At 58.6% G+C, this 26,535-nt stretch carries 24 protein-coding genes and 1 riboswitch; of the genes, 11 read left to right on the top strand and 13 right to left on the bottom strand.

Annotated elements, in window-relative coordinates:
- Nucleotides 1-5 precede the first annotated feature (5 nt).
- From dsrB to ribB, 4 genes are all read left to right on the top strand, one after another.
- Nucleotides 6-1,151: a dissimilatory-type sulfite reductase subunit beta gene (gene dsrB / locus RDK48_RS01515; RefSeq protein ID WP_308587775.1), complete on the top strand. Its 1,146-nt coding sequence runs from the start codon at nucleotides 6-8 to the stop codon at nucleotides 1,149-1,151.
- Between the two features lie 60 nt (nucleotides 1,152-1,211).
- Nucleotides 1,212-1,448, top strand: coding sequence for a dissimilatory sulfite reductase D family protein (locus RDK48_RS01510; protein WP_022658933.1), 237 nt, complete (start codon nucleotides 1,212-1,214; stop codon nucleotides 1,446-1,448).
- A gap of 541 nt (nucleotides 1,449-1,989) precedes the next feature.
- Nucleotides 1,990-2,565, top strand: coding sequence for an AmmeMemoRadiSam system protein A (gene amrA / locus RDK48_RS01505; protein WP_298993916.1), 576 nt, complete (start codon nucleotides 1,990-1,992; stop codon nucleotides 2,563-2,565).
- Nucleotides 2,566-2,648: 83 nt separating this feature from the next.
- A riboswitch (FMN riboswitch) is annotated at nucleotides 2,649-2,799 on the top strand.
- Between the two features lie 115 nt (nucleotides 2,800-2,914).
- A complete protein-coding gene (ribB, locus tag RDK48_RS01500; RefSeq protein WP_298993914.1) occupies nucleotides 2,915-3,586 on the top strand; it encodes a 3,4-dihydroxy-2-butanone-4-phosphate synthase in 672 nt (223 codons plus the stop codon).
- A gap of 271 nt (nucleotides 3,587-3,857) precedes the next feature.
- Here the strand turns inward: ribB and RDK48_RS14920 are convergent, their stop codons facing one another.
- The 6 genes from RDK48_RS14920 to panC form a co-directional block, all read right to left on the bottom strand.
- Complete coding sequence (locus tag RDK48_RS14920; RefSeq protein ID WP_366125077.1) at nucleotides 3,858-4,490, bottom strand: CatA-like O-acetyltransferase; 633 nt, start codon at nucleotides 4,488-4,490, stop codon at nucleotides 3,858-3,860.
- An 84-nt stretch (nucleotides 4,491-4,574) separates the two neighbouring features.
- Nucleotides 4,575-6,815: an ATP-dependent RecD-like DNA helicase gene (locus RDK48_RS01490; RefSeq protein WP_298993910.1), complete on the bottom strand. Its 2,241-nt coding sequence runs from the start codon at nucleotides 6,813-6,815 to the stop codon at nucleotides 4,575-4,577.
- Complete coding sequence (locus RDK48_RS01485; protein ID WP_298993908.1) at nucleotides 6,812-7,123, bottom strand: helix-hairpin-helix domain-containing protein; 312 nt, start codon at nucleotides 7,121-7,123, stop codon at nucleotides 6,812-6,814. Before RDK48_RS01485 ends, RDK48_RS01490 begins: the two co-directional genes overlap by 4 nt.
- Nucleotides 7,120-8,217, bottom strand: coding sequence for a chorismate synthase (aroC, locus tag RDK48_RS01480; protein WP_298993907.1), 1,098 nt, complete (start codon nucleotides 8,215-8,217; stop codon nucleotides 7,120-7,122). The genes RDK48_RS01485 and aroC overlap by 4 nt, the downstream gene beginning before the upstream one ends.
- A 350-nt stretch (nucleotides 8,218-8,567) precedes the next feature.
- Nucleotides 8,568-9,740 carry a methionine adenosyltransferase gene (gene metK, locus RDK48_RS01475; protein ID WP_298993905.1) on the bottom strand — a complete coding sequence of 391 codons (1,173 nt, stop codon included), beginning with the start codon at nucleotides 9,738-9,740 and terminating at the stop codon, nucleotides 8,568-8,570.
- A gap of 38 nt (nucleotides 9,741-9,778) precedes the next feature.
- On the bottom strand, nucleotides 9,779-10,627 hold the full coding sequence (gene panC / locus RDK48_RS01470; protein WP_298993903.1) for a pantoate--beta-alanine ligase: 849 nt from the start codon (nucleotides 10,625-10,627) through the stop codon (nucleotides 9,779-9,781).
- A gap of 152 nt (nucleotides 10,628-10,779) precedes the next feature.
- Between panC and RDK48_RS01465 the strand changes: the two genes are divergently transcribed.
- Entirely contained in the window at nucleotides 10,780-11,349 is a 570-nt protein-coding gene (locus RDK48_RS01465; protein WP_298993901.1) for a hypothetical protein, read from the top strand.
- Nucleotides 11,350-11,484: 135 nt separating this feature from the next.
- On the opposite strand, the gene RDK48_RS01460 is transcribed toward RDK48_RS01465, so the two are convergent.
- Nucleotides 11,485-13,728 (bottom strand): bifunctional diguanylate cyclase/phosphodiesterase, encoded by a 2,244-nt coding sequence (locus RDK48_RS01460; protein WP_298993899.1) that lies wholly within the window; start codon nucleotides 13,726-13,728, stop codon nucleotides 11,485-11,487.
- Nucleotides 13,729-13,901: 173 nt separating this feature from the next.
- Between RDK48_RS01460 and rimO the strand changes: the two genes are divergently transcribed.
- Nucleotides 13,902-15,230: a 30S ribosomal protein S12 methylthiotransferase RimO gene (gene rimO / locus RDK48_RS01455; RefSeq protein ID WP_298993897.1), complete on the top strand. Its 1,329-nt coding sequence runs from the start codon at nucleotides 13,902-13,904 to the stop codon at nucleotides 15,228-15,230.
- A 123-nt stretch (nucleotides 15,231-15,353) separates the two neighbouring features.
- Here the strand turns inward: rimO and RDK48_RS01450 are convergent, their stop codons facing one another.
- The 6 genes from RDK48_RS01450 to surE form a co-directional block, all read right to left on the bottom strand.
- Nucleotides 15,354-16,241 (bottom strand): flagellin, encoded by an 888-nt coding sequence (locus tag RDK48_RS01450; protein WP_298993895.1) that lies wholly within the window; start codon nucleotides 16,239-16,241, stop codon nucleotides 15,354-15,356.
- A 39-nt stretch (nucleotides 16,242-16,280) separates the two neighbouring features.
- Entirely contained in the window at nucleotides 16,281-16,634 is a 354-nt protein-coding gene (locus RDK48_RS01445) for a hypothetical protein (protein ID WP_298993893.1), read from the bottom strand.
- Nucleotides 16,635-16,963: 329 nt separating this feature from the next.
- Nucleotides 16,964-17,851, bottom strand: coding sequence for a flagellin (locus tag RDK48_RS01440; RefSeq protein ID WP_298993891.1), 888 nt, complete (start codon nucleotides 17,849-17,851; stop codon nucleotides 16,964-16,966).
- Between the two features lie 425 nt (nucleotides 17,852-18,276).
- Complete coding sequence (gene gap / locus RDK48_RS01435) at nucleotides 18,277-19,278, bottom strand: type I glyceraldehyde-3-phosphate dehydrogenase (protein WP_298993889.1); 1,002 nt, start codon at nucleotides 19,276-19,278, stop codon at nucleotides 18,277-18,279.
- Nucleotides 19,279-19,304: 26 nt separating this feature from the next.
- The gene (gene fba, locus RDK48_RS01430) at nucleotides 19,305-20,231 is read right to left on the bottom strand and encodes a class II fructose-1,6-bisphosphate aldolase (RefSeq protein ID WP_298993887.1); all 927 of its coding nucleotides are present in this window, start codon (nucleotides 20,229-20,231) and stop codon (nucleotides 19,305-19,307) included.
- 285 nt (nucleotides 20,232-20,516) lie between these two features.
- A complete protein-coding gene (gene surE / locus RDK48_RS01425; protein WP_298993885.1) occupies nucleotides 20,517-21,278 on the bottom strand; it encodes a 5'/3'-nucleotidase SurE in 762 nt (253 codons plus the stop codon).
- Between the two features lie 157 nt (nucleotides 21,279-21,435).
- Here surE and RDK48_RS01420 point away from each other — a divergent pair, with 157 nt between their 5' ends.
- The 5 genes from RDK48_RS01420 (at nucleotide 21,436) to RDK48_RS01400 (ending at nucleotide 26,325) form a co-directional block, all read left to right on the top strand.
- Complete coding sequence (locus RDK48_RS01420; RefSeq protein WP_298993883.1) at nucleotides 21,436-22,467, top strand: 3'-5' exoribonuclease YhaM family protein; 1,032 nt, start codon at nucleotides 21,436-21,438, stop codon at nucleotides 22,465-22,467.
- Complete coding sequence (gene tmk / locus RDK48_RS01415; RefSeq protein ID WP_192112577.1) at nucleotides 22,443-23,096, top strand: dTMP kinase; 654 nt, start codon at nucleotides 22,443-22,445, stop codon at nucleotides 23,094-23,096. The genes RDK48_RS01420 and tmk overlap by 25 nt, the downstream gene beginning before the upstream one ends.
- 100 nt (nucleotides 23,097-23,196) lie before the next feature.
- Nucleotides 23,197-23,532, top strand: coding sequence for a hypothetical protein (locus RDK48_RS01410; RefSeq protein WP_240825349.1), 336 nt, complete (start codon nucleotides 23,197-23,199; stop codon nucleotides 23,530-23,532).
- On the top strand, nucleotides 23,525-24,889 hold the full coding sequence (locus tag RDK48_RS01405) for a histone deacetylase (RefSeq protein ID WP_374042243.1): 1,365 nt from the start codon (nucleotides 23,525-23,527) through the stop codon (nucleotides 24,887-24,889). The genes RDK48_RS01410 and RDK48_RS01405 overlap by 8 nt, the downstream gene beginning before the upstream one ends.
- A gap of 227 nt (nucleotides 24,890-25,116) precedes the next feature.
- Nucleotides 25,117-26,325, top strand: a complete 1,209-nt coding sequence (locus tag RDK48_RS01400; RefSeq protein WP_298993881.1) for a saccharopine dehydrogenase family protein — start codon at nucleotides 25,117-25,119, stop codon at nucleotides 26,323-26,325.
- Nucleotides 26,326-26,535 lie beyond the last annotated feature (210 nt).

Genomic DNA, 26,535 nt, shown 5'->3' with positions numbered 1-26,535 from the left:
AGAACATGGCTTTTATTTCTTCCGGGTACAATCCCGCAAAACCGATGGAAGGCCGCATTACTGACATCGGACCCCATAAGTATAATGAATACTTCCCGCCGGTGATCAAGAACAACTTCGGCAAGTGGCTCTATCACGAAATTCTGGAGCCCGGCGTGCTCGTGCACGTGGCCGAAAGCGGCGACAAGTGCTTTACCGTCCGCGTGGGCGGCACCCGTACCATGTCCATCACTCACATCCGTGAGTTGTGCGACATCGCCGACAAGTACTGTGGCGGCTACCTGCGCTGGACCACCCGTAACAACATTGAATTCATGGTGGACAGCGAAGCCGGCATGAAGGCCCTGCGCGACGACCTGAACAGCCGCAAGTTTGACGGTGGCTCGTTCAAGTTCCCCGTGGGCGGCACCGGCGCTGGCATCAGCAACATGGTGCACACTCAGGGCTGGCTGCACTGCCACACCCCCGCCACCGACGCCTCCGGCCCGGTCAAGGCCGTGATGGACGCCCTGTTTGAAGAATTTAAAGACATGCGGATGCCCGCCCCGGTGCGCATCGCGCTGGCCTGCTGCATCAACATGTGCGGCGCTGTGCACTGCTCGGACATCGGCCTTGTGGGTATCCACCGCAAGCCCCCCATGGTCGACCACGAATGGGCTGACCAGCTCTGCGAAATTCCTTTGGCTGTTTCTGCTTGCCCCACCGCCGCTGTGCGTCCCACCAAGGTGGAATACAACGGCAACAAGGTGAACTCCATCGCCATCAAGGAAGACCGCTGCATGTACTGCGGTAACTGCTACACCATGTGCCCCGCGCTGCCCATCTCGGACGGCGAAGGCGACGGCGTTGCCATCATGGTTGGCGGCAAGGTTTCCAACCGCATCAGCATGCCCAAGTTCTCCAAGGTCGTTGTGGGTTACATCCCCAACGAACCGCCCCGTTGGCCTTCGTTGACCAAGACCGTGAAGCACATCGTTGAAGTGTACGCGGCCAACGCCAACAAGTACGAACGTCTGGGCGACTGGGCTGAACGCATCGGCTGGGAAACCTTCTTCAAGATGACCGGCCTTGAATTCACCCACCACCTCATCGACGACTTCCGTGATCCCGCCTACTACACGTGGCGCCAGAGCACGCAGTTCAAGTTCTAGATATAGCTTGTTTATCAACCCCGGCGGCGCTATTTGCGCCGCCGGGACAGGAGACTCACCATGGCTGACGACAAAGACGTTGTTGTTGAATTCCTGAAAAGCAAATCCTCGTCCAAGTCCAAGTTCTATTTCAAGGATTTCCTTGAACTGTTCCCCGACAAGGGACCCCGCGACGTGAAGAAAGTTCTCACCAAGCTGGTGAACGAAGAAGTGCTGGAATTCTGGTCTTCCGGTTCCACCACCATGTACGGCATGAAGGGCGCGGGCAAGCAGTCTGCCGCTGAAGGCGAAGATTAGCAGCAAACCGCATTGGCCCAGGGTCTTTGCTTTCGGCTGCGCCAAAACGCGCTTTTTATTATGGTCGAGTACAACGTGTACGCTCCCTGCATAAAAAGCGCGTCTTTGTTGCCGACTGTATCTGGCTGCTGGCCGATGTAGTCTGGCATATTTCGTCAGAATGCCTCAGGATTATTTGTCGGGATTCCTATCCCGAACGGCAAGGACATGTCTTGATGCATGCGCCTTCGCAAGGTGCGTCAGCCTTTGCGTGTAAGCCTCAGCAAGTTATGCCGCAACGCGAGTTGTGGCATTTCTTGTTTTTTTGGGGGGGCGGTCGTATGCTCCTCCGCCTTCGGCTTTGTTTAAAGCGCTACGGCAGACTGGCCTACAGATGCATAGCTGAAAGTCACAAGGCATATGTGGCAGCATCCATGCTCTCGCGTGATCACAAAGGCTTGCTCTGCGCGGGTGTTTCCCGCAATCTGTGCTGAACGGGCAAACCTGTATCCCGGTTTGTCCTGTCTCGCTTTCACCCTCTGTTTGTTACGCGGGAGGCAGAATGAGTATTGCATTTTCCCTGTCTGACGCTGAAAAGCAATTTTTGTCGCATCAGGCCCGCATGTCCATCGAAGCCGGATTGGCAGGAAAAAGCGTGGCGGATGTTCCGCAACCTCCTGCCGACCAATTCGCGCCAGAAAGCGCCCTGTGGCGAACGCTTGGGGCTTTTGTAACCCTGAATATGGGTGAGAGGCTTCGCGGCTGCATTGGCAATATTGTGGGGCGTGAGCCGCTGTATGCTACTGTGTGGCATATGGCGCAGGCCGCAGCCTTTGCAGACCCGCGTTTCCCCTCATTGACGTTTGCCGAATGGCCGCGCGTCGCCCTTGATATTTCTGTTCTGGACGAGCTCAGCCCTTGCCCCGGACCAGACGCGGTAGAAGTGGGTCGGCACGGCCTTGTGCTTGTCTATGAGGGGCGCAGCGGCGTGTTCTTGCCTCAGGTACCCGTGGAGCAAGGTTGGGATCGACTGGCCTATCTGGACAATCTGTGTCTTAAGGCTGGTGTGGCTCCTGGCTCATGGAAGCTGCCGGGTGCGCAATTGTTCTGGTACGAGGCCACTGTCTTTGCGGCCTGAGTGCGTGTCAGAATAATCACGCAGGGGGCAGCGGCAGCTGAACCAGATACTTGCACATGCGCCTTCCGGGGTGTAAGCTGCACAAGATTTCTCAGGGCGGGGTGAAAGTCCCCACCGGCGGTGATGCGGTGGCCAGCAGGCTTCCGCCAGCCCGCGAGCGCCCAGTGTTTGGGGTCAGCAGATTCGGTGAGAATCCGAAGCCGACGGTTATAGTCCGGATGGAAGAGAACGGTTTTTTGCCGCGCACAAAGCGGTGCGTCCTTTATTTGAAGGCGTACTTTGTGTTGCGGCCCGTCCACGCCCTGATGCACCATCTCCCGGCAAGCAAAGCCGGAAACAGGAGAACGGAATGCATCAGTCCTCATTATCCCTTGCGTCTTTCGGCACCTCTGAAGAACGTGTTCGCGCTGCTCTTGCCTCATTGCGCAAAGGCGGCGGCGTCTGCGTTGTGGATGACGAAAACCGCGAGAACGAAGGTGACCTCATTTTCAGCGCGCAGCACATCACTGTGCCGCAGATGGCCATGCTGATCAGGCATTGCAGCGGCATTGTCTGCCTGTGCCTCACGGACGAGCATGTGCAGCGCCTTGACCTGCCCATGATGACCGACCACAACACCAACACGCAGGGAACTGCCTTTACCGTCACCATTGAGGCGGCCACGGGTGTTACCACAGGTGTTTCCGCCGCTGACCGCGTTGCCACCATCAAGGCCGCCGCTGCACCCGATGCCCAACCCGCCCATCTTCGCCGCCCCGGCCATGTGTTCCCCTTGCGGGCGCGTCCCGGCGGCGTGCTGGAACGGCGCGGCCACACGGAGGCCACGGTTGACCTCATGCACATGGCAGGCCTTGAACCCTGCGGCGTACTCTGCGAGCTGACTCTGGATGACGGCGAAATGGCCCGTCTGCCCGAAGTTGCGGGTTTTGCCCGCGCCCACAATATGCCTTTGTGCAGTGTGGAAGATATTGCTGCGTGGAGGTTGGCTATGGGCGATCTCCACCTTGCCGCCAGTGCCTAACCCCGCGCGCGTCTTTTGCCCGCTGACAGCGTCAAGCAGGGCTTTTTGCTCCGGTCGAGTACCATTGGCGTACACTCCCTGTGCAAAAAGCCCAGCTTTCCTTGTCGGCGAACAAAATCCATATCCATCGTGCGGGAGAGCAAAAGAATGACATTCCCTACATGCAAAACGCCGTCCTCACATGGTGCGACACAAATCTGGCCTTTATGTAAAAATGATAGCCCGGTTCATGGAATGAGCCGGGCTTGAATTTTGATAGGCGCTCTCGTGATTAGCTGAAGTATTCGTGGGGGGATTCGATGATTTGCGTAAAGAGCTTATAGAACTCAGCCAGATGTATTCCGTCAATAAAGCTGTGGAGCGCTTCAATGGAGATGGTGACATTCCCTGCGTCATCTTTTTTGCCAAAAAGAATTCTGGGTACGCTGTCGATCCACGGATCACCCCAGGGATTTGTTGCAGAAAGTATGGGAATTTCAGGCACGCAGCTAAAGTAGATCAAACTTTGCACATCGCCGCCCTCAGGGCAAAGCGTTGGATTCTGGTCGGCAATGGCCCGTGCAGCGCTGATATTGCTGCTGAAGACGGAAAATTTGCGGTCAAATTTCGCAAAGCAGTTGCAATGCAGTTTTCTGCCTTGAGGGATATAGGTAAACGCCGCATCAATGCGTTCAAATTCCACAGGGCGCAGATTGACGATGCGCTGCCTAAATCCAGCAACGCCATGAACGGCGAGCATTGCGGCAAAATAGATACAATCCGTAAGCCGAAAGCCATTCTGTTTTTTTACTTCATACAATCTGGCAACATTTGCCGAAAATGAGACGCTGAAGCACGGATTTTTTCGCGACTGAAAAAAATTGAAGTGTTCATTTCTTTCCCATGAGTCATCAAGGTATTTCATACTGAATCCTGGTCGGCGCGGTTTCTTTAAAATCCGCAGTACAAACTGGCGGGAGTTTCAGAAAGATAACTCGTGAAGATTCTGCTACTCCACAGGCGCGAGGCGTTGCGCCAGCCGGGTAAAGCGCTTGCGGGTCTTGTTGTTTTTGACGGCCATGTGCAAGGCGCGGGATTCGCCCACCAGGATGACCAATTTTTTGCCGCGCGTTACGCCCGTGTAGATGAGATTGCGCTGCAAAAGCACATAGTGCTGCATCATGACGGGAATAACCACAGCAGGGTATTCCGAGCCTTGCGATTTGTGGATGGAAATGGCGTAGGCGGGCGCGATTTCATCCAGCTCATCAAATTCGTAGGGCACAACGCGTTCGTCAAAGGTGATGCTGAGGGTGCGTTCGCGCACGTCCATAAAGCTGATGCGCCCCATGTCGCCGTTAAAAACGTCCTTGTCGTAGTTGTTGCGTATCTGCATGACCTTGTCGTGCAGGCGGAAGCAGCGGTCGCCACGGCGCACTTCAATGCCGTGCGGGTTCAGGGCTTCCTGCAGGCAGGCGTTCATGCGGCCAGCGCCCACAGCGCCCTTGTGCATGGGCGTGAGCACCTGGATGTCATCAACGGGGTCGAGGTTGAATCGCCGGGGAATGTGGTTGCGCACCAGATCCACGATAAGTTCCGCAGCTTTTTCTGCATCGTTCTGGTGGATAAAGTAGAAGTCCGAGAGCCGCTCCTTGCTGGATTCCAGCGAGGGAATTTCGCCACGGTTTATAAGATGGGCATTGCAGATGATTTCGCTCTCGGCGGACTGACGGAAAATTTCGGTCAGCTCCACGACAGGCACAACGCCGGAGCGGATAATGTCTGCAAGCACGTTGCCCGGGCCTACCGAGGGCAACTGGTGCACGTCGCCCACCAGAACAAGCGTTGCGCCCAGCGGCACGGCCTTGAGCAGGTGATAGAAGAGCAGGGTGTCCATCATGGAGGCTTCGTCCACCACGAGGAGGCCGCAGGCGAGGGGATTATCCTCATTGCGGGCAAAGCCGTCTTCCTTGGGGCTGTATTCCAGCAGACGGTGGATGGTACGCGATTCGCGCCCAGATGTTTCAGACATGCGCTTGGCGGCGCGGCCTGTGGGCGCGGCCAGCAGTATGCGGGCGCGTACCTCGCCAAAGAGTTTGATAATGGCGTTGATGATGGTGGTTTTGCCCGTGCCGGGGCCGCCGGTGAGCACCATCATCTTGCTGCGGGCGGCGGTGCGCACGGCCTCAAGCTGCTCTGCCGCGAGGGAAATGCTCAGTTCGCCCACAACCTTGTCCACCAGCGCGTCCGGCTTTTCAAAACGCACGGATTTAGGCGAACGCAAGAGGCGCTGGATGTAGAAGGCGGTTTTTGACTCGCAGTGGTGGTAGCGCCGCATATACACGCCGATCTCACCGGGGGCGTCGGGCATGTCCAGTTCTTCGCGCACAATGCGTTCATCAGCTTCAAGCGCGGCGAGGGCATCCTCAACAAGTCCTTCGTCAACGCCGATCTGGGCGCAGACCGCCTCGGTCAGCTCCGCCTGTGGCAAATAGACGTTGCCGTCGTCCGTGGCTTTTTGCAGCACATAGAGGGTGCCCGCCTGTACCCGCAGGGGATTGTCGTGCTCAAAGCCCAGCTTGCTGGCGGCGGCATCGGCGGTGACAAAGCCAATGCCGTGAATGTCCATGGCAAGCCGATAGGGATTTTCGCGCACAATGGCGAGCGCATCCGCGCCATAGGCGCGGTAGATGCGTACAGCGTAGGCTGGCGTGATGCCGTGGGGCTGCAAAAAAAGCAGCAGGTCGCGCATGCCCCGGTGTTCAGACCAGGAGGTGCGGATGCGGTCAAGGCTCTTGCTGCCCACGCCGCGCACCTTGAGCAGACGCTCTGGCTCTTCATCAAGAATACGAATGGTATCCGTGCCAAAGGCCTCGACTATGCGCCCAGCCATTTCTTCGCCAACGCCCTTGATAAGGCCTGAGGCGAGATAGAGACGGATGCCCTCGCTGGTGGCGGGCAGCATTTCATCGGCGTTCTGAAACTCGATCTGACGGCCAAATCGGGGGTTGTTGACCCAACGGCCTGATACTTTGAGCTGCACGCCCGCTTGCGGGTTGACCATGTGCCCGATGCACGAAACAGGGTCGCGCGGGCGGGTGAGGCCAGCATTGCCGCTGCCGCTGTTCACGCTTGCAGGCAACAGACGCAGCACCGTGTAGCCGTTTTCTTCATTATGAAAGACAACGCGCTCCACCGTGCCGGTGAGTTCAACGGAATCGGGATCTTGTAAAAGGGGCAGGTTGCTCATGCACTCGCCTTGTCAGCAATCCTTGGGCTTGTTGCAGCCTTGCGCTGCCGCGACCACCAGAACCAGTCGCGCTGATCATCAGGTAGTTCCGGATTCTTTGCCTGGGCAACAGCGCAATTGAAAACATCAAGGCAACAGATATCAATTTTCTGGCCTTTGATGCGGCACAATTCATCATACAGGGCCTGAGGGTCGCGCCCCGCCAGGTCGGAAATATCAGTAACGCCAAGCAGGCGCAGGTCTTCAAGAGTTGCCGGGCCAACGGAACGCAGGGCGTTCAGGGCGTGTACGTCGGCCTTTTTGCTCACAGGCCCAGCCCCATGCGCTGCTGGAGCAGCAGGGCGTCTGCCAAGGCCAGAGCCGTCATGGCTTCCAGAACCGGGACAACGCGCGGGATGGCGGCAAGGTCGTGCCGCCCGCCAATGAGTACGGAGGCGGCATTGCCCTCCTTGTCCACGGTCTGCTGGGTAACGGCTATGGATGCGATGGGCTTGACCGCAGCGTGCATGACAATGGTCTGCCCGCTGGAAATGCCGCCCAATATGCCCCCTGCGTGGTTGGAAGCAAAGTTGGCCTTGCCGGGCTGCGCCGGGTCGGCGGGGAGCAGGGGGTCGTTGTTTTGCGAGCCATGCAACTTGGCCGCGCCAAAACCTTCGCCAACAGAAAAACCTTTGACTGCGCCAATGCTCATGATGGCGTGGGCCAGCACGGCCTCCAGCTTGTCAAACACGGGTTCGCCAAGGCCTGCGGGCACATTGCGCGCCTCAATGCGTACAATGCCACCCAGGGTGTCGCCCGCTTTGCGGGCAGCCAGCACCACCTGATCCCAGAGGGAGGGCATGGCCTCTGTAGCGGCGCAATAGGGACGATTGCGGGCATTGTCCAAATCAAGGGTTGCCCAGTCCTGCACAGCGGTACCGCCCAGTTCCACGCAGGCGGCCATGATTTTTACGCCACGGCGTTCAAGAATCTTGCGGGCAATAACGCCGCCAGCAACGCGGGCTGCGGTTTCGCGCCCAGAGGAGCGCCCGCCGCCGCGGTGGTCGCGTATGCCGTTGTACTTCTGAAAATATCCCCAGTCCGCATGGCCGGGGCGAAAAATTTCGGCCAGATTGCCGTAGTCGTGCGAGCGCTGGTCTTCGTTGGCGATGTAGAAGGCAATGGACGTGCCCGTGGTGACGCCCTCATACACGCCGGAGAGCAGGCGGACCGTGTCTGATTCCTTGCGCTTGGTGGCGGTGGGGCCCTGACCGGGTTTGCGGCGGTCAAGCTCGGCCTGAATGTCGGCCTCTGTCAGGGGCAGGCCCGCCGGGCAGCCGTCAATGATGCCGCCAAGGCCCACGCCGTGGGATTCGCCGAATGTTGTCAGCCGCAGGGCCTGTCCGAATGTATTGCCAGCCATGTGCTACCTCGCCTTCACTACAGCATTTTAAGTCGCTCACGTGGGCGTTTGTCAGCGCAAGGTATTGCGCCTGGGCCTTCGTGGCGGGGGTCTGCTTGAACAGACGCCGGACAGTTCCAGGGGGAAACTGCTCGGAATAGCGCCGGAGCGGCGCGGTCAAGTGCGTCAGTATAGGCAAGGGCGGGGCGGCTTGCAACTCGTGCGGGCGAACAGGATATTTTCCCGGAATTAAGGCGGTAAAACGTCTGTGGCCGGAATATGCGAACAAAAAGATATGGATAAAAAATGAGGTGCAGAAAATCCAGCAAGGAATTTCCTGCACCTCAAAAGGGCAAATACGCAGGCTCGCGCTACACCTTGGCGGCGGTGCGCAGGTCGGCTACGGCATCAGTCTTTTCCCAAGTGAATTCCGGCAGTTCGCGGCCAAAGTGACCGTAGCAGGAAGACTTCTGGTAGATGGGGCGCTTGAGATCAAGGCGCTTGCTGATGAAATAGGGGCGCAAGTCAAAGACTTCCCGCACGGCCTTGGTCAGCAGTTCGTCCGGCAGGTCGCTGGTGCCCTGCGAGGAAACAAGCACGCTGACGGGCTGGGCCACGCCGATGCAATAGGCGATCTGCACTTCGCACACAGGGGCGAGGCCAGCGGCAACAACGTTTTTGGCAATGTAGCGGCCCATGTACGCGCCGGAACGGTCAACCTTGGAAGGATCCTTGCCGGAGAACGCGCCGCCGCCGTGGTGACCGCTGCCGCCGTAGGTGTCCTGAATGATCTTGCGGCCTGTGAGGCCGCAGTCGCCCATGGGGCCACCCACCACAAAACGGCCCGTGGTGTTGATGAAGATTTCGCAGGCCTTTTCGTCAAAATAGCCGGAGGGTTCCAGGATGGGGCGAATGACATGCTTTTTCACGGCTTCGGCCACATCAGCCTGGCTGGCGTTGGCGCTGTGCTGGGTGGAGACCACCACGTTGTTGATGCGCACGGGCTTGCCGTCCTGATATTCAAAGGAAACCTGAGTCTTGCCGTCGGGACGGAAGATGTCCACGGTGCCGTCCTTGCGCACTTTCGCCAGCTGCTGCGAAAGCTGATGCGCCCAATAGATGGGGGCTGGCATAAGGGTGGAGGTTTCGTTGCAGGCATAGCCAAACATCATGCCCTGGTCGCCCGCGCCCTGATCTTCGGGCTTTTCGCGCAGTACGCCCTGCGCGATGTCGGGCGACTGGCGGCCAATGGCGTTGATAACAGCGCAGGTCTGCCAGTCAAAACCCATTTCTGAGCTATTGTAGCCAATACCCTTGATGGTTTCGCGCACCACATGGGGCAGGTCGGCGTAGCCGCTGGTGGTGATTTCGCCAGCGATAACAGCCATGCCCGTGGTCACCAGGGTTTCGCAGGCCACGTGGGCGTTGGCGTCCTGTGCCAGCAGGGTATCAAGGATGGCATCGGAAATCTGGTCGGCGACCTTGTCGGGGTGGCCTTCAGTTACAGATTCGGAAGTGAAAAAGTATTTGCCCTTGGTATGCATATGAATCTCCTTGGGCGCTCGCGTCAGTGCGGCGCGGGTTAGGGTCGCAACAGAATATTGTCGATAAGCCGGGCCTTGCCTATGCGCACGGCACAGGCCATGAGCGCCGGACCGGTGACTTCGGTGAGCGGAGTCATGGATTCCGGGTGAACAATACTGAGGTAGTCAAGCCGCCCCATGGGCAGAAATTCCGCCCAGCGCCGCAGCACAGCCTCGCGCAGCAGCTTGACGCTGGTTTCACCGCTCTGGGCCAGTTTTTGAGCGTAGAGCAGGGCTTTGCGGATCTCCGGAGCATGGGCGCGTTCGTCCGGGCTGAGGTAGACGTTGCGCGAGGAAAGAGCCAGGCCGTCAGCTTCACGCACGGTTTCGCGCGTTTCAATGCGCACCGGCACATCAAGGTCGCGCACCATGCGGCGCAAAATAGCCTGCTGCTGCCAATCCTTCTGCCCAAAAACGGCGACATCCGCGCCGGTCAGCATAAAGAGCTTGAGCACCACGGTGCATACGCCGCGAAAATGCACAGGCCGGGTGAGGCCGCACAGGCCTCGGGAAAGTTCGGGAACTTCCACCCAGGTGGCGTGGTCTTGCGCGTACATGGTTTCGGGCTGCGGCATAAAAAGCGCGTCCGCCCCATGATTGCGGGCTATGTCCGCATCGCGCTCGGCATTGCGGGGGTATGCTTCCAGATCCTCGCCGGGGCCAAACTGGGCAGGGTTGACAAAAAGGCTCACCACCAGGCGTTTGGCCTGCGTGCGGGCAAAGGCCATGAGGTCTTCGTGCCCCTGATGGTAGTAACCCATGGTAGGCACCAGAGCGATATCGTCTCCGGCGCGGTGCCAGGCCTTGCATTGGGCCGTCAACTCTTTGGGATTTGTGAATATCTGCATATCAAGGTATTGTGATATTGTTTGTGAAGGCTCTTTTATACACGTGAGGCAGCAGCTTGTAAAGAAAGACCTTTGCAAAAGCAGAAATGCTGGCGGGGTGGAAGGCTTGACCCTGGGTGTTGCTGTGGGCATAACAACCAACGGGGGTATTCATGCTGAAACCGTTTTATCAGGGCAAACTGGACACTTTTTGCGCAATTTATGCAGTGCTCAACGGCTTGCGGCTGACCCACACCATCAGGGTTCTCAAGGCGCGCGACATTCTTAATGAAACCCTGATGGGACTTGCGGCCTCGCCGGAAGCCTTCCGTGCCGTGCTGGAGCAGGAAACTGACTATTGCGGGCTGGTTGACGGCATGCTGCGTATCCAGAGCCGTTCCTTTCCGCTGGAAGTGCGCCAGCCCTTTACAGATGAGGACGACCCCTCTGTGGATCAGGTATGGGAATGCTGCCGCACATGGCTTGCGCCGGGCAGCGGCAGGGCTGTGATCTTCCGTTTTCTGCGTCACATCACCCCGGATGGCCCGCCTGTGAACCGGCACTGGACCACCGCCGACTCGCTGACCGGTGAGGTGCTGCATCTTTTTGACTGCAGCCACGAGGCAGAAGCCATCCTGAACGTGAACAAGGACAGCTTTGTGACCCGCGCGGACGACATTCGCGAAGGCAAGCTGCTGTATATCCAGCCGCATACCATCCGCCTGCTGCGTCTGCCGCTGTAAACGGGGCAAGCCCGCGGCCATGCATGCCAGGGCATGCCATGCATGATGAGGCAGCAGGTGCAGAACAGTTCTGCTGTAGTTTTACGGCTTGAATCAGTGTTGCCGGAGCGTGGGGGGAAGGCGTGGCGGGGAAAATCAGTATTCTTTAATGGGGGCTTCCGTGCTTATGGGCAGCCCCAGACGGATGGCGTCTTCCTTCAGCTGCGGATGCACCCAGAAGGCCTTTTCCTGCACGAAGCTGAGCACTTCAAACTCCGCCGTATCCACTGGCCTGGAATAATAGAAACCCTGGGCGCAGTTGCAACCGCTGTTGAGCAAGAAACGGGCGTGTTCCTTGGTTTCCACGCCTTCAGCCACAATGGACATATCAAGGTCGCGCGCCAGAGCGATGGTGTTGCGGGCCACAATCTGGCCGCGCTTGTTGGTGGTGCCGTCGCTGATGAAGGCCCGGTCAAGCTTGACCACATTGAAGGGCAGATCGCGCAATGTACTCAGCGATGAATAGCCTGTGCCGAAATCGTCCATGGAAAAAACAAATCCCGCGGCCCGCAGTTCGTTCATAAGGCGTTTCAGCCTTGGCTCATTGGCAAAAAAGGCACTCTCGGTCAGTTCCAGCTCAAGCATGTGGCGGGGCAGATTGTACTTGTTCAGGAGGCTGACGAGCTTGTTGGGCAAATCGTCGTCGTTAAAATGCAGACGCGACATGTTCACAGAGATGGGCATGGGTTCATACTGCTTGTCGAGCCATGTACGCAGGGTCTGGCAGGTCTGGTCCCAGATGTACGAGTCCAGCCGCACAATAAAGCCGTTGCGTTCAAACAAAGGAATAAAACGCCCGGGCAGGATAAGCCCGTCTGTGGGGTGCTGCCAGCGCACCAGCGCTTCTGCTCCCACAATGCGCCCGCTGGAAATCTGCACCTTGGGTTGCAGAAAAAGCCTGAACTGGTTTTTTTCCAGCGCTTCATACATCTGGTCAGTGATGTAGCTTTCATCGTGCAGGCGTTTGCGTAGGGCATCATCGTAAAAGGCAAAATTGACAATGTCGCTGCCCTTGACCGTCTTCTGCGCCAGATAGGCCCAGTCGCACAGGATGTGAGCCGGAGTGCGGGAGTTCTCCACAGGGCAGATGCCAAAGAACAGCTTGACCCGAAAGGTGTCGGAATAGTGATCCAGACGCAGAGAAAGGTTCTGGATGAACTGTAGCGTCCGCTCGGCGCCGCCTGTGAGGCAGACGGCAAAAACATCGGCGGTGAGCCGGGCAAAGATTTCCTTTTCAGATATGAGGCGCTGGCGGATCAGGCGGGCAATGCCCCGCAGCAGGCGGTTGCCCTCTTCAAGCCCAAAAGATTCGTTGATGGCCTTGAACCCGGCCACGTCAAAGCGCAATACGCAGTACTGCTCATTGGGCCGGTTTTTGATGAGCTTGTCTATTTTTTCAAAAAATGTCTGGGTGTTGAAAGCGCCTGTGAGTGGGTCGTGCTCTGCGCGCAGGCGCAGGGCCTGCTCGGTGCGCGTAGCTGCGTCCACGTCGTTGAGAGTGCCGATGTAGCGTTCTTCAGACTCCCCGTCGTCAAGCTTGGTGTAGGTGATCTTGCACCAGATGTACTGGCCGTCTCGACGGCGCAGGCGAATGGTCGTTTCGCCAGAGCGGATACCCAGGGCAAGGCGCGCCAGGCAGGTGTCAAAGGGCTCCATGTCGCCCGCGTAGAGAACATCATCTTCACGCCACACGTCAAAGGGATTGCGCCCGTCGTATTCGCCCGCCAGCAGTTCGGGAATCCTGTGGCTCAGGTAGGTCAGATCTGTGCCGCTCCATTCAAAAACCAGAGTGCGGGTGTGGTCCACCACTGCCTTGTAACGCAGGGCATCCAGCTTTTGCCGGCGCAGCATCTCGTTCTCATGGGCAATATCGGCTGCAATTTTGTGGTTTTCAATGTCTTCTGTGCAGACAATATAGGTCTGTTCCCCGCCGTATTGGGGGGCAGGAAAGGCAATAATACGCACCCATCGGTACAAGCCGTTGAGGGCTTTTTTGCGAATGTCTTCCGCAGCAAAAAGGGGAGTCTGCGCCAGCATCTGTTGCAGGCTGTCCTGAGAAAAAAAAGCCGCAAAACGCTGTGCATCGTCGGGGTGAATCCTCTCGGCAAGTTCGCGTTTGAACGTTTCGGCAAGGGGCTGATCCAGAGGCATGCGCGTAAAGTGACCTTCTCCGTGGTACAGTTCGCGGCAGGTATCCCTCTCAAAATCTATAAGCAATATGTCGCCGTAGACACTCTGCAAGGCATGGGAAAGGCAAATCTCCTGAGGAGATTCCGCAGGCGGCTTTTCCCCGGATTGGGTAGCCGATATGCTGAGGTTTGCAGGGTCCGCGTTTTTCATTTTTATGTTCCGCCGTGCGGCATTACATTTGTGTATTAGCCTGTTAGACAACTGATTAGATCTAGCATCTGTGTTATCGTTTTGCAAATTTGTCGGTCTGGGCACGTCCGGTTTGAAGAATGGGGACTGGCCTCAATGATGACAAGCGCCCCGCCCCTCTGTATTGTGCCCCCATGACACGAGCTATTTTTCCTAATTCCCTGAAAGTATGGTCGCTGAGCCTTGGCTGCCCCAAAAACCGCGTGGACAGTGAGCGCCTGCTCGGTTCGCTTGGGGTCGCCGTGCAGCATGTGGAACACATGGGCAAGGCGCGTCTGGTTTTCATCAATACCTGCGGATTCATCGACCCTGCCGTGCGTGAATCTGTTCGCGCGGTTGTGGACGCCATCCAGAGGCTTGAAAAGTGCAAGGTTAAGCCCCTGCTGGCTGTAGGCGGCTGCATGGTGGGGCGTTATGGCGCTGCCGATCTGGCAGCGGAACTGCCGGAAGTGGACGTGTGGCTGCCCACGGGTGATCTGCCGCGCTGGCCAGCCATGCTGGCAGCGGCCCTGGACCTGCCCGAGCCTCCTGCCCGTATCCCCGGCGGCGGCAGACTGCTTTCTACCGGCCCTTCGTACGCATGGCTCAAGGTGGGCGAGGGGTGCAGGCACAAGTGCGCGTTCTGCACCATTCCTTCCATCAGGGGCGGCCTTAAATCGCTTACCGCCGACGATATTGCCGATGAAGCCAGGGCTCTGCTGGCCCAGGGCGTGCGCGAGCTTGATCTTGTGGCGCAGGATCTGACCTCCTGGGGTGTTGATCTTGGGCTCAAGCACGGCCTGCCCAGCCTGCTTGAAAAGCTGGTGGGGCTTGAGGGCCTCGCCTGGCTGCGCCTGCTCTACCTGTACCCCACAGGCGTGACGCCGGAGCTTTTGCGTTTTATCAGAGATTGCGGCGCGCCTTTGCTGCCTTATCTGGATATTCCCCTGCAACACGCTCACCCTGATGTGCTGTCGCGCATGGGTCGGCCTTTTGCGGGCGACCCCCGGCGAGTACTGGATACCGTGCGCTCCGTGCTGCCCCATGCGGCTTTGCGCACGACCTTTATTGTTGGCTATCCTGGCGAAACGGAAGAGCATTTTGAAAGTCTGTGCCGTTTTGTAGAAGAAAGCCGTTTTCAGCACGTGGGTGTGTTTGCCTATCAGGCAGAAGATGGCACCGTGGCGGCAACATTGCCCGATCAGGTGCCGGATGAAGTCAAACAGTGGCGCAGGGATTCTCTTATGGAAATTCAGGCCGACATCAGCAACGAACTGCTCTCCGCGCAGGTGGGCAGCCGTATGCAGGTGCTGGTGGATGCCCCGCATCCCGACTGGCCGGGACTGCACAGCGGGCGTGTGTGGTTTCAGGCGCCGGAGGTGGACGGCATCACCTATGTGAGCGGGCCGGGCATTGCGCCCGGAGCGCTAGTGGAATGCGATATAGTGGAAAATACGGACTATGATCTGACCGCGCTGGCCTGAGCCTGCGCTAGCGCGCCCATACTGGCCCCGCCGGAAAAGACGTCTCCGCAGCAAAATATCCCCGAAGGGCGAACCCTTCGGGGATATTTTGGGATACGTGCTAAAGCACGCCCTCAACCAGCGTTAACCCTGGATAAGCTGCATGGCCATCTTGGGCATGCTGTTGGCCTGCGAGAGCATGGCCACAGACGACTGGGTGAGGATCTGGTTGCGGACAAACTGCGTCATTTCCGTGGCCACGTCCACGTCGGAAATGCGGGATTCGGCCGCCTGCAAGTTTTCAGCCTGGGTGGTGAGGTTGGAGACGGTGTTCTCCAGGCGGTTCTGCAACGCGCCCAGATGTGCACGGATCTTGTCCTTGGAAACCACCGCGTTGGTGATGGCCACCAGGGCCTTCTGCGCCGCTTCCTGGGTGGAGATGGTCGCACCGGCCCGTCCGGCGGTCGTCTCATTGCCTACACCAAGGGCCGAGGCAGTGCTCGTGCCGATCTGGATGTAGTAATAGTCTTCCGCCGAGTCGTTGGCAGTACCAAAGTGGATCTTCATCTTGCCGGTGGAGGTCATCGTGGAGCCAGTGTGCGTGTCACCGGACAGATTGCCGTCCAGCAGGTGGATGCCGTTGAAGTCCGTGGCGTTGGCGATTCGGGTAATTTCCGAAGCCATGGCCTGGTACTCCGATTCGATCATCAAGCGCTGGGTGGAGTCATAGGTACCGGTGGAAGCCTGTTCAGCCAGTTCCTTCATACGGGTCAGCTTTTCGTCGATGACGCCCAGGGCGCCGTCGGCGGTCTGAATGAGGGAAATGGCATCGTTGGCATTACGCACGCCCTGTTGCAATGCCTTGACATCCGTACGCATCAATTCGCGAATGGCGAGGCCGGCGGCATCGTCAGCAGCGGAGTTCACGCGCAGGCCTGTGGACAGACGTTGGGTCGAAGTCTTCAGGTCGTTGTAGTGCGAGGTCAAGGTGTTGGCAACATTGGAAGCCATTGAGTTGTTATTGATATACATGACATTCCTCCATGAATGTTCTGTCTGCCCGGCGGCGCACTATGCGCGCCCGCGTCCATGCGGGCTGCCGCCGTTCATCCCGCAAGGAGCGGGGAAAGAGTTACCAAAAGCCAGGCTGGTATCGGCAGAGCCGACCTGGGCTGGCAGCCTTAAACGACAGGCGCTGTTGCCCTTCTGATTCGTGGCTTCAGAGAAGGCAATATTTGCCTGAAAACCTGCACTCCGTTTACAGCAGGATTCATGCCAGAGATCGCAGATATATGCGTCAATAAGCTGGCGGCTGGTGCGCCAATGGCGAAATGTTGCGGCCCGCACAGAAAAAAATATACAAATATCTCTATGATGCGAATTTTTGAGGTATGCTGCTGCGGCAAATATTTTTTGCCTGCCCACGGCTATCCTGCGTAAGGAAAGCCAAGGCAAAACAGGTGGGACATCGCATTGTTTTTTGAACAAGCGCAGAAATGTTGACGGGGCAGGCGCGCAAGAGGCCGTCGCGCAAGAGTGGAAATGGGGAAAAGGAAGGACTGTGCGTGCTGAAAAACTGCTGGGGCTGCTGTGCCAGTGCGGTATTTTCCGAAGCTCAGAAGATAGCAGGGCGTAAAAAAGCCGGGTCGCGTACGACCCGGCTTTCATCAGAAACGTGTTGGTTATGGCCTTAAAGCTCTCCCCAGCCTCTTGGCCGGTCCTGGGCTATTGCCCTCCACCACCTGGTTTTGCCACTAACCGGAAATCAGGTTCAAGGCCAGCTTGGGCATGCTGTTGGCCTGCGAGAGCATAGCCACAGACGACTGGGTAAGAATTTGGTTGCGGACGAACTTCGTCATTTCCGTGGCCACATCCACGTCAGAAATGCGGGATTCCGCCGCCTGCAGATTTTCGGCCTGCGTGCTCAGATTGGAGATGGTGTTTTCCAGCCGGTTTTGCAGCGCGCCCAGGTGCGCCCGGATCTTGTCCTTGGAGACCACGGCGTTTGTGATGGCTACAAGAGCCTTCTGCGCCGCTTCCTGAGTCGATACCGATCTGCCGGCAGCAGTGGTGGCAGCCTGATTGCCTACACCAAGAGCAGAGGCAGTACTCGTGCCGATCTGGATGTAGTAGTAGTCTTCCGCCGAATCGTTGGCTGTGCCAAAGTGTACCTTCAGCTTGCCAGTGCTGGACATGGTGCTGCCTGTGTGCGTGTCGCTCGACAGGTTGCCGTCCAGCAGATGGATGCCGTTGAAGTCCGTGGCGTTGGCGATTCGGGTAATTTCCGAAGCCATGGCCTGGTACTCCGATTCAATCATCAGGCGCTGGGTGGAGTCATAGGTACCGGTGGCGGCCTGTTCGGCCAGTTCCTTCATGCGGGTCAGCTTTTCGTCGATGATGCCCAAGGCGCCGTCGGCGGTCTGAATGAGGGAAATGGCGTCATTGGCGTTACGCACGCCCTGTTGCAGGGCGGCGATATCGGTACGCATGAGTTCGCGAATGGCCAGACCGGCGGCATCGTCCGCAGCGGAATTGATGCGCAGGCCGGATGACAGCCGCGAGGTAGAGGTTTTCAGGTCGCTGTAGTGCGAGGCCAGATTGTTGCCTACTTGCGAGGCCATGGTATTATGATTGATATACATACATTCCTCCATGAATGCTGTATGTCACAGGCGGCGCGAAATGCCGACGCGTCCTTGCGTGCTACCACCTTTTGTCCACTTAATCGGCGCAACGGCAAAAAGTATTAGGGCTCGGCGCAAATGGCGAGTTCTGGTGAGATGCCTGTAAAGCCTTGCGTAGAGCCAGTTTTGTTAGCCAAGGCTTAAAGCGTGGCAAAGAAAAGAGGAAAAATTTTCCCATGCTGGCGAGTGGTGAGCAGAATTTGCCTGGGGTCACGCACGTCAAATCTGGGGTTGAGAAAGGCCCAAAAGGGACAGAGTGAAGCATGCGCTGCGACAGGGGCTGTCAAAACGGGCGAACAAAAGCAGAGCGCGGCGGGGATTGCAACCCGCCGCGCTTGTAATTCATGCCCATCCCTGCCCGGCAGGGCAAGGCGCGGTCTTTATCAGCAGTCCTTGCCCACCATGCGAAGCAGGCGCAGCAACTGGTTGGTGAAGCCGGATTCGTTGTCGTACCAGATGAGCAGTTTGACCATCGTGCCGTCAAGCACCTGGGTGGAAAGCGCATCCACCACGCCGCCGAAGGTGCTGCCCTTGTAGTCTATGGACACCAGCGGTTCTTCGGAATAGCCCATGTTTTCGGCCAGAGCGCCCTTGCTGGCAGCCTGAAGGGCCGCATTGACAGCGGCGGCATCACAGGCTTTTTCCACTTCACAGGTCAGGTCGACCAGCGAGCAGTCAAAGGTGGGAATACGCACCGACATGCCGTTGAGCTTGCCTTCCAGTTCCGGCATGACCTGCCCCACAGCCTTGGCGGCGCCCGTGCTTGAAGGCACCATGGACACGGCTGCGGCGCGGCCGCGACGCCAGTCCTTGTGGGTGCCGTCCAGGATGCGCTGGCTCATGGTGTAGGAGTGGATGGTGGTCATGAGGCCATGGCGGAAGCCAAAGGTTTCGTGCAGCACCTTGACCGCAGGAGCCAGGCAGTTTGTGGTGCAGGACGCGGCAGAAATGACGCTGTGCTTTGCGCCATCATAAGTGCCGTGGTTCACGCCCATAACAATCATGGCGTCCACATCCTTGCCGGGGGCGGAGATCACAACCTTTTTCGCGCCACATGCCAGGTGCTGGGCAAGGCCTTCCCTGTCCTTGATGGTGCCAGTGGTTTCCACGGCCAGGGTTACGCCAAGGCGTTCCCATTCCCATTCGCCAGCCTTGCAGCGGGTAACGGTGATATGGCGGCCATTGACGATGATGCCGTTTTCATCGTGATCAACAGTGCCCTGAAAGGTTCCGTAAGTGGAATCATACTTGAAAAGATAGGCCAGCGCGGCGTTGTCCGCACGGGCGTTGATGGCGGCGATCTGAATCTCTTTGTCGTCGGCCATAAGACGCAGCAGATACCGACCAATGCGGCCAAAGCCGTTCATTCCAACTTTCACGGGCATGATTCGCGCTCCTTGGGGCGTAGGGATTAGGCTTTATTTGAAGATCCCATGACATTGCGGATCTTGTGGGCCACCATGTTTTTGACGGCATCGCGAGCGGGGGTGAGATAGGCGCGCGGGTCAAACTGGTCGGGGTGTTCGGCAAGATACTGACGGATGGATGCGGTGACGGCCAGGCGGATGTCCGTATCCACATTGATTTTGCACACGTTCATGCCCGCAGCCTTGCGCAGCATGTCTTCGGGTACGCCCTTGGCTCCGCCAACCTGGCCGCCATACTGGTTGCACTGGCTTACAAATTCCTGCGGTACGCTGGACGCGCCGTGCAGCACCAGGGGGTAATTCGGCAGCTTGTCGCCAATGCGGGCCAGACGGTCAAAATCAAGCTTGGCTTCGCCCTTGAATTTGTACGCGCCGTGGCTTGTGCCGATGGCAACGGCCAGCGAATCGCAGCCCGTGCGGTTTACAAATTCCACGGCTTCATCGGGGTCGGTGTAGACGTGTTCGGCAGACTGCACATGTTCCTCAATGCCAGCCAGCTTGCCCAGCTCGGCCTCAACCCATACGCCCCGGGGGTGGGCATAGTCCACCACCTGCTTGGTCAGGGCTATGTTCTCTTCAAACGACAGGTGCGAACCATCAATCATGACCGAAGTGAAGCCGCCGTCAATGCAGTCGCGGCACATTTCAAAACTGGGGCCGTGGTCGAGGTGCACCACCACGGGAATAGAAGGGTCAAGCGCAAGCGCCGCTTCCACAAGCTTCATGATGTATATCTGCCCGGCATACTTGCGCGCGCCCGAAGACACCTGAAGGATGACCGGCGATTTTTCCTCGGAGGCCGCGCTCATGATGCCCTGGATGATTTCCATGTTGTTGACGTTGAACGCGCCAATGGCATACCCGCCAGCATAGGCGGCAGCGAACATTTCTTTGGGATTGATAAGAGGCATGATTTCCTCCAGAGGGGTCTGGCATTAAGGACGGTCAAAAAAGCATAAGTCGCCCGGAAATGACAAGTCTGCACATACACCAATTCCCCGTAAAGGGGAATGCCTGCCGCGCGGGAAACGGGCTTACTTTGCAGTTCTTCCGGCGGGCGCAGTGCCCGGGCAAACGCAAAACATATTTTGTATGCCCGAGCGCGCCTGTAGCCCACATGTGGCGGCGGCGTCAAGAGGGTTCGGCTGATCCCTTATGTTTCCGGCAGGTTGCCGAAGGCCTTGGGGCAGTGCGCGCTAGCCGAGCTTCATGCCTGCCAGCGCGTTCAGGCCAGCCTGATCGGTAAAATCAAAGCGCAGGGGTGTAAGGGTAATGTATCCCCGGTTGAGCATGTCTTTGTCCGAATCTGGTTCAATGGTTTCCGCAGGGATTTCGCCCTCAAGCCACCAGTAGGGCGCGCCGCGCGGGTCAAGGCGCTCCGAGTAGGTGTTTACCCACACGGCGCTGGTTTGCGGGCAGACGCGCAGGCCTTTGACCTCGTCCAGCGGGCAGGCAGGATAGTTGACGTTGACCACCCTGCGGCGGCCCAGCTGCGACCAGTCGATGCGCTCGGCCAGCGCCACCAGATGTCGGGCCTGCGGCAGAAGGTCGCCGTTTTTGACCTTGTAGCAGTCGTGCGAAACAGCGATGCTCGGCAGATCTTCGTGGGCCGCCTCCGTGGCAGCGCCCACCGTGCCGGAATACAGAATGTCCGGGCCAACGTTGGGCCCGGCGTTGATGCCCGAAATGACCATGTCGGGCTTTTTGGGCAGGAGTTGCCCGAGGGCCAGTTTGACGCAGTCCGTGGGTGTGCCGTAAATACCCAGACCCTTGAAGTTGGGTTCTTCAAAATCCATGGCGCGTACAGGTTCAAATACGGTCAGCGAGTGGCCCACGCCAGATTGCTGGGTCATGGGGGCCACCACATGCACGGTATGCCCTGCTTCAAGCAGGGCGGCGTAAAGCGCGCGCAGGCCGCGTGCGCGGATGCCATCATCGTTGGTCAGAAGAACGTCCATTTGACAATACCTCGGAAAGAAGGGAAATTCGGCCTAAGGCCCGCGTGGTTTCAGTGTTTTGCGCGGCCCTGCCATTTTTGGAAGTTCCGCGTCAGGGGCCATGCCCGCGTGGAAAACTGCATATGCCCGGCGCAGAGGCGCGCCGCTGGAACGATATATGGAAAAAGGTTGTTACGTCAAAGAGATTGGCCCCGCCTCGGAGGCGCGCGGCATATTCGTGGTTACGCAGGCGGCGCAGGGACAGTCGCGCAACGGCCCGTACTGGCGGCTTACCCTGGCTGATGCCAGCGGCAGCCTTGAAGCCAAGATATGGCATCCGCTGAGCGCGGAGTTCAGCGAAATCGCGGCGGGGACCCTTGTGTGGGCCGAAGGGCGCGCGGGGCTGTACCGCGATCAGGTGCAGCTCACGGTGGAGCAGATGCGCTTTCTTTCCGATGAGGAATGCGCTGCTGTGGACCATGCGGCCCTTATGCCCGCCAGCCCCTTTCCGCTGGATGAAATGCTGGATGAACTGCTTGACCTCATCAAAAAGGAATTTGTCCACGCGCCCTGGCGCAAGCTGGTGCAGGGATTTTTTAACAATGACGAGATGCGCGCCGCCTTTAGGGTCTGCCCGGCGGCCAAGGGGGTGCACCACGCCTATGTGGGCGGGCTGCTTGAACATACCCTGAGCGTATTCAAGCTCTGTCGGCGCATTGCCGACCATTATCCGGAACTTGACCGGCAGACTTTTCTTGCGGGAGCGCTGTTTCACGATATTGGCAAACTGCGCGAATTTTCTGGCGGTATCGCCAATGACTACACTGATGAGGGCCGCCTGCTGGGGCACCTCATGCTGGGCATTGAAATGCTGGAGCCGTACCTGGCTAAATCCGGTCTGGAAGAGCCGTTGCAGCGGCATCTGAAACACCTGATCTTGAGCCACCATGGCGAGCTGGAGTTCGGTGCGGTGCGCGTGCCGCATACGCCGGAAGCCATGGCCCTGCACTATGCCGACAACCTGGACGCCAAGATGGCCCAGTGCCGTGGCCTGTTTGCCCAGATAGAGGGCGAAGGCGAGGCCTGGACACCCTGGCAGGCTACGCTGGGGCGACCCGTGCACCGGGCCGCGCGTACGCCGGACAAAGCCGCCCCTGCAACCCGCAAAAAAGCGGTGAAAGAAGAATGTTTATCTCTTTTGAAGGTATAGAAGGCGCGGGCAAGTCCACGGCCATCAACTATCTTGCGGGTTTTTTGCAGGAAAACGGCCACGACCCCCTGTGTACGCGTGAGCCGGGGGGCTGTGCACTTGGGCGCAGCCTGCGCTCCATACTGCTTGATGCCCGCACGCGCGAACTCTCCAGCAGGGCGGAGCTTTTTCTGTTTCTTGCCGACAGGGCGCAACACGTGGCGGAGATCATCCGGCCTGCGCTGGAAGCAGGGCAGACCGTACTGTGCGACCGTTACACCGATTCCACGCTGGCCTATCAGGGGCACGGACGCGGGCTTGATACGGAATATCTGCAACGGCTCAATCAGGCGGCCACGGGTGGTCTGCAACCGGAGCTGACCCTGCTGCTGGATCTGCCGGTGCGTTGCGGCCTCATGCGCGCTGGCGAGCGGAACAGACTGGAAGGTCTGGTGGTTTCAGAAGGCCGTTTTGACGCGGAGAGCCTTGATTTTCATGAGCGGGTGCGTCAGGGCTACAGGGTTCTGGCCGAGGAAGAACCCGAGCGCTTTGCCATCATTGACGCCTCGCAGCCGCCGGAAGACGTGGTTTTGCAGTGCCGTTCCGCCATTGAGTCCCACTTGCGGCAGCGCGGTTGGGGATTGGAATAGTTTTTTGCGGCGAGAGCCGCTTTCCGGGCCTTTGCAATTTTGCCGGTTCAGCCTGCCATGCAGGCTTTTGGCGTGTTCCAGGCGCCACCAAGGAGAATATATGTACGAATGTTATACAGTTGAAGTTGAAGGCGCGGGCGTGCGTTTTGCCCCCCGTGAAGGCAAGGAACTTGCCTATCTGCCGGGTCAGCCGCCCAAGGGCTACACCCTTATCAACGTCATAGGCGATCCCGGTTTGCTGCACTGCGCCGTTTTTCGCAAGGATGGCGGTGCTGGCGGCTTTTTTGCCCTGCACGATACTGAAGGCGTGCTTTTTATGGCCGTGGCCGAAAGCAATCTGGCCTACGGCATGGGCCTTGCGCACATGGGCCGTATGGTGACGTATGCCCGTTACGGGGCAGATATTTTTGAAGAACTTGGCGAAGGTGATGACTGAAAAAACACTGCCACCCATGGTGGCGGCCCGCAGTCTTGGCGTGGTGTTTTTCCCTGCCTTTGACTGGGCCATTTCTGCAACACACCCGGAACGGGAAGAGCGTCTGCTCTATACACGCGACCAGCTGCTTGAAGAAGGGCTGTTCGACATCCCCGGCATTACGGAATACCGCCCCGCCTTTGCCACGCATGCCCAGCTTGAGCGCGCGCACTTCTGCCTGCCTTCGGCTGCGGCGGTGAGCACGGATTCACATCTGGCTTCGGCGGGCGGGGCCATCCGCGCGGCCCGGCTGGTGTTTGAGGGGCGCGAACAGCGGGCCTTTGCACTGGTGCGGCCCCCGGGCCACCATGCCATGCGTGTGGTGCATGGCAACCGAGGCTTCTGCAATATCAATAACGAAGCCGTCATGGTGGAGTATATCCGCGATCATTATCCACGCCCCGACGGCCGCCCCCTGCGTATCGCCATTGTGGATACGGACGTGCACCACGGCGACGGCAGCCAGGATATTTTCTGGAACGACCCGCATACCCTGTTCATTTCCCTGCATCAGGACGGGCGCACCCTGTACCCCGGATCGGGTTTCCCGCAGGAATGCGGCGGTCCCGGCGCGCTTGGGCGCACCATCAACATCCCTCTGCCGCCCGAAACCTCGGACGAGGGCTATCTGTACGCCATAGAACATGCGGTGTTGCCCATTCTGGAAGATTTCAAGCCTGACCTGATCATCAATTCCGCCGGGCAGGACAATCACTTCACTGACCCCCTTGCCAACATGAAGCTTTCGGCGCAGGGCTACGCGGCGCTCAATGCGGCCCTGCAACCGCATATCGCCGTACTTGAAGGCGGCTACTCCATACGCGGGGCATTGCCCTACGTGAACCTGGGCATCTGTCTTGCCTTGGCCGGGCTGGACGCCGCGGATATCCGCGAGCCGGGCTGGACGCCAGAAGCCACGCGTCAGCGGCCGCAAGTGGGGGAATACATCGCCAGATTGTGCGGGCAGATCCGCGATGTGTATTTTCATCCCCCGGCGCAGCCCACGGAAGGCGAGGAAGAAAACGGCTGGTGGGTGCGCCGAAAGCACATCTTTTACGATACGGACAACCTGCGCGAAGGGCAGACGGAAGCCTGGCGGCTGTGCAGCGATTGCTCGGGGCTGGGGCGCATTGAGACCGCCTCGGAACGGGTGCCCCGCTCCCTGTGCATACTGGTGCCGCGCCACGCCTGCCCGCAGTGCAGGAGCCAGGGGCTGGAGCTTGCCGCACAGGCGCGCAAAAGCGGGCGTTACGCCCATGTGCGCCTGCTGGATGGCGATGCGGCAGATCCGGGCCCTGCGGCCAAAAGTGAGAAATAAGGCAGAGTTGACGGTTTTTGCACCGCGACCTGTTGACGCCGGAACTTTCCTGGGCCATAAGGCCCATTCCGCGCGTAACGTAACGGCACTGTCACCCCGTGCGGGCATCATGTTTTCCGGCCCGGGTCATGCGGCCCGGCAACCCTGCGCCCACGGGCGCAATATATGAAAATGGCGGCGCGGCCATGCCGCGCAGTGGTATACCTCTTCCACCACGGAGAAGGAACATGTCTCATATTCTGATTATTGGCGCGGGCGGCGTAGGCAGCGTTGTGGTGCACAAGTGTGCGCAGGTACTCAAGGAAGGCGGATTCTCAAAGGTAACGCTGGCAAGCCGCACCCTTTCCCGCTGCGATGCCATTGCGCAGAGCGTCAAGACGCGCCTTGGCGTCGAGGTTGCCACCGCTCAGGTGGACGCGGACAACGTGCCCGAGCTGTGTTCCCTCATCCGGCAGGTCAAGCCCGATGTGGTCTGCAACGTGGCCCTGCCGTATCAGGATCTGCACATTATGGACGCCTGCCTTGAATGCGGCGTGCATTACGTGGACACCGCCAACTACGAGCCGCTGGACACCGCCAAGTTTGAATACAAGTGGCAGTGGGCCTACCAGGACCGCTTCCGCGAGGCAGGGCTGACAGCCCTGCTCGGTTCCGGCTTTGACCCCGGCGTCACCAACGTGTACGCGGCCTGGGCGCTCAAGCATCAGCTGGACGAAGTGCACGTGCTCGACATCATCGACTGTAATGCGGGCGATCATGGCCAGCCCTTTGCCACCAACTTCAATCCTGAAATCAATATCCGCGAGGTCACGGCGCGCGGGCGGTACTGGGAACGCGGCGAGTGGGTGGAAACCGACCCCCTGTCCTGGTCCATGAATTTTGATTTCCCTGACGGCATCGGCTCCAAAAAATGTTTCCTCATGTATCATGAAGAGCTGGAATCACTGGTGCAGAACCTCAAGGGTATCCGCCGCGCCCGCTTCTGGATGACGTTTTCAGAGAATTATCTCAACCACCTCAAGGTGCTTGGCAACGTGGGCATGACCCGCATCGACCCTGTGAAATTCCAGGGGCAGGACATTGTGCCCATCCAGTTCCTTGCCAAGCTGCTGCCCGACCCGGCCTCCCTCGGCCCCCTGACCAAGGGCAAGACCTGCATTGGTGACCTCATGCGCGGCGTCAAGGACGGCAAGGAAAAGACCGTTTACGTGTACAACATCTGCAACCACGAAGAATGTTATGCGGAGGTGGGCTCCCAGGCCATTTCGTACACCACGGGCGTGCCCGCCATGATCGGTACGAAGATGGTGGCTCAGGGCTTGTGGCGCAAACCCGGCGTGTGGAACATGGAACAGTTTGATCCCGATCCCTTCATGAGGGATCTCAACGTCTACGGTCTGCCCTGGCAGTGCCTGGACGTGACCGGCAAATTCTAGTCAATACGTTGGTTTGATTGTTGCAAGGACTCCGGTGTCTGCTCAGGCAGGCCCGGAGTTTTTGTTTGCTGCCGGAGACCCACGGCTTGCCAGCTCGTGGGGACACAGATAAAAAATATCGGATATTCAAAATTGTGCACGGGCGCGGGCTGTGTTTTTCCGCTTCCGCAGTGTATTTTGAATGCCCAGCTGCGCCCGCAAGGACAGTTG

The sequence above is a fragment of the uncultured Desulfovibrio sp. genome, from assembly GCF_902477725.1.
GTDB lineage: Bacteria > Desulfobacterota > Desulfovibrionia > Desulfovibrionales > Desulfovibrionaceae > Desulfovibrio.
Note: the sequence above shows the minus strand (reverse complement) of the source record. Positions and strands in the feature narration are given on the sequence as shown.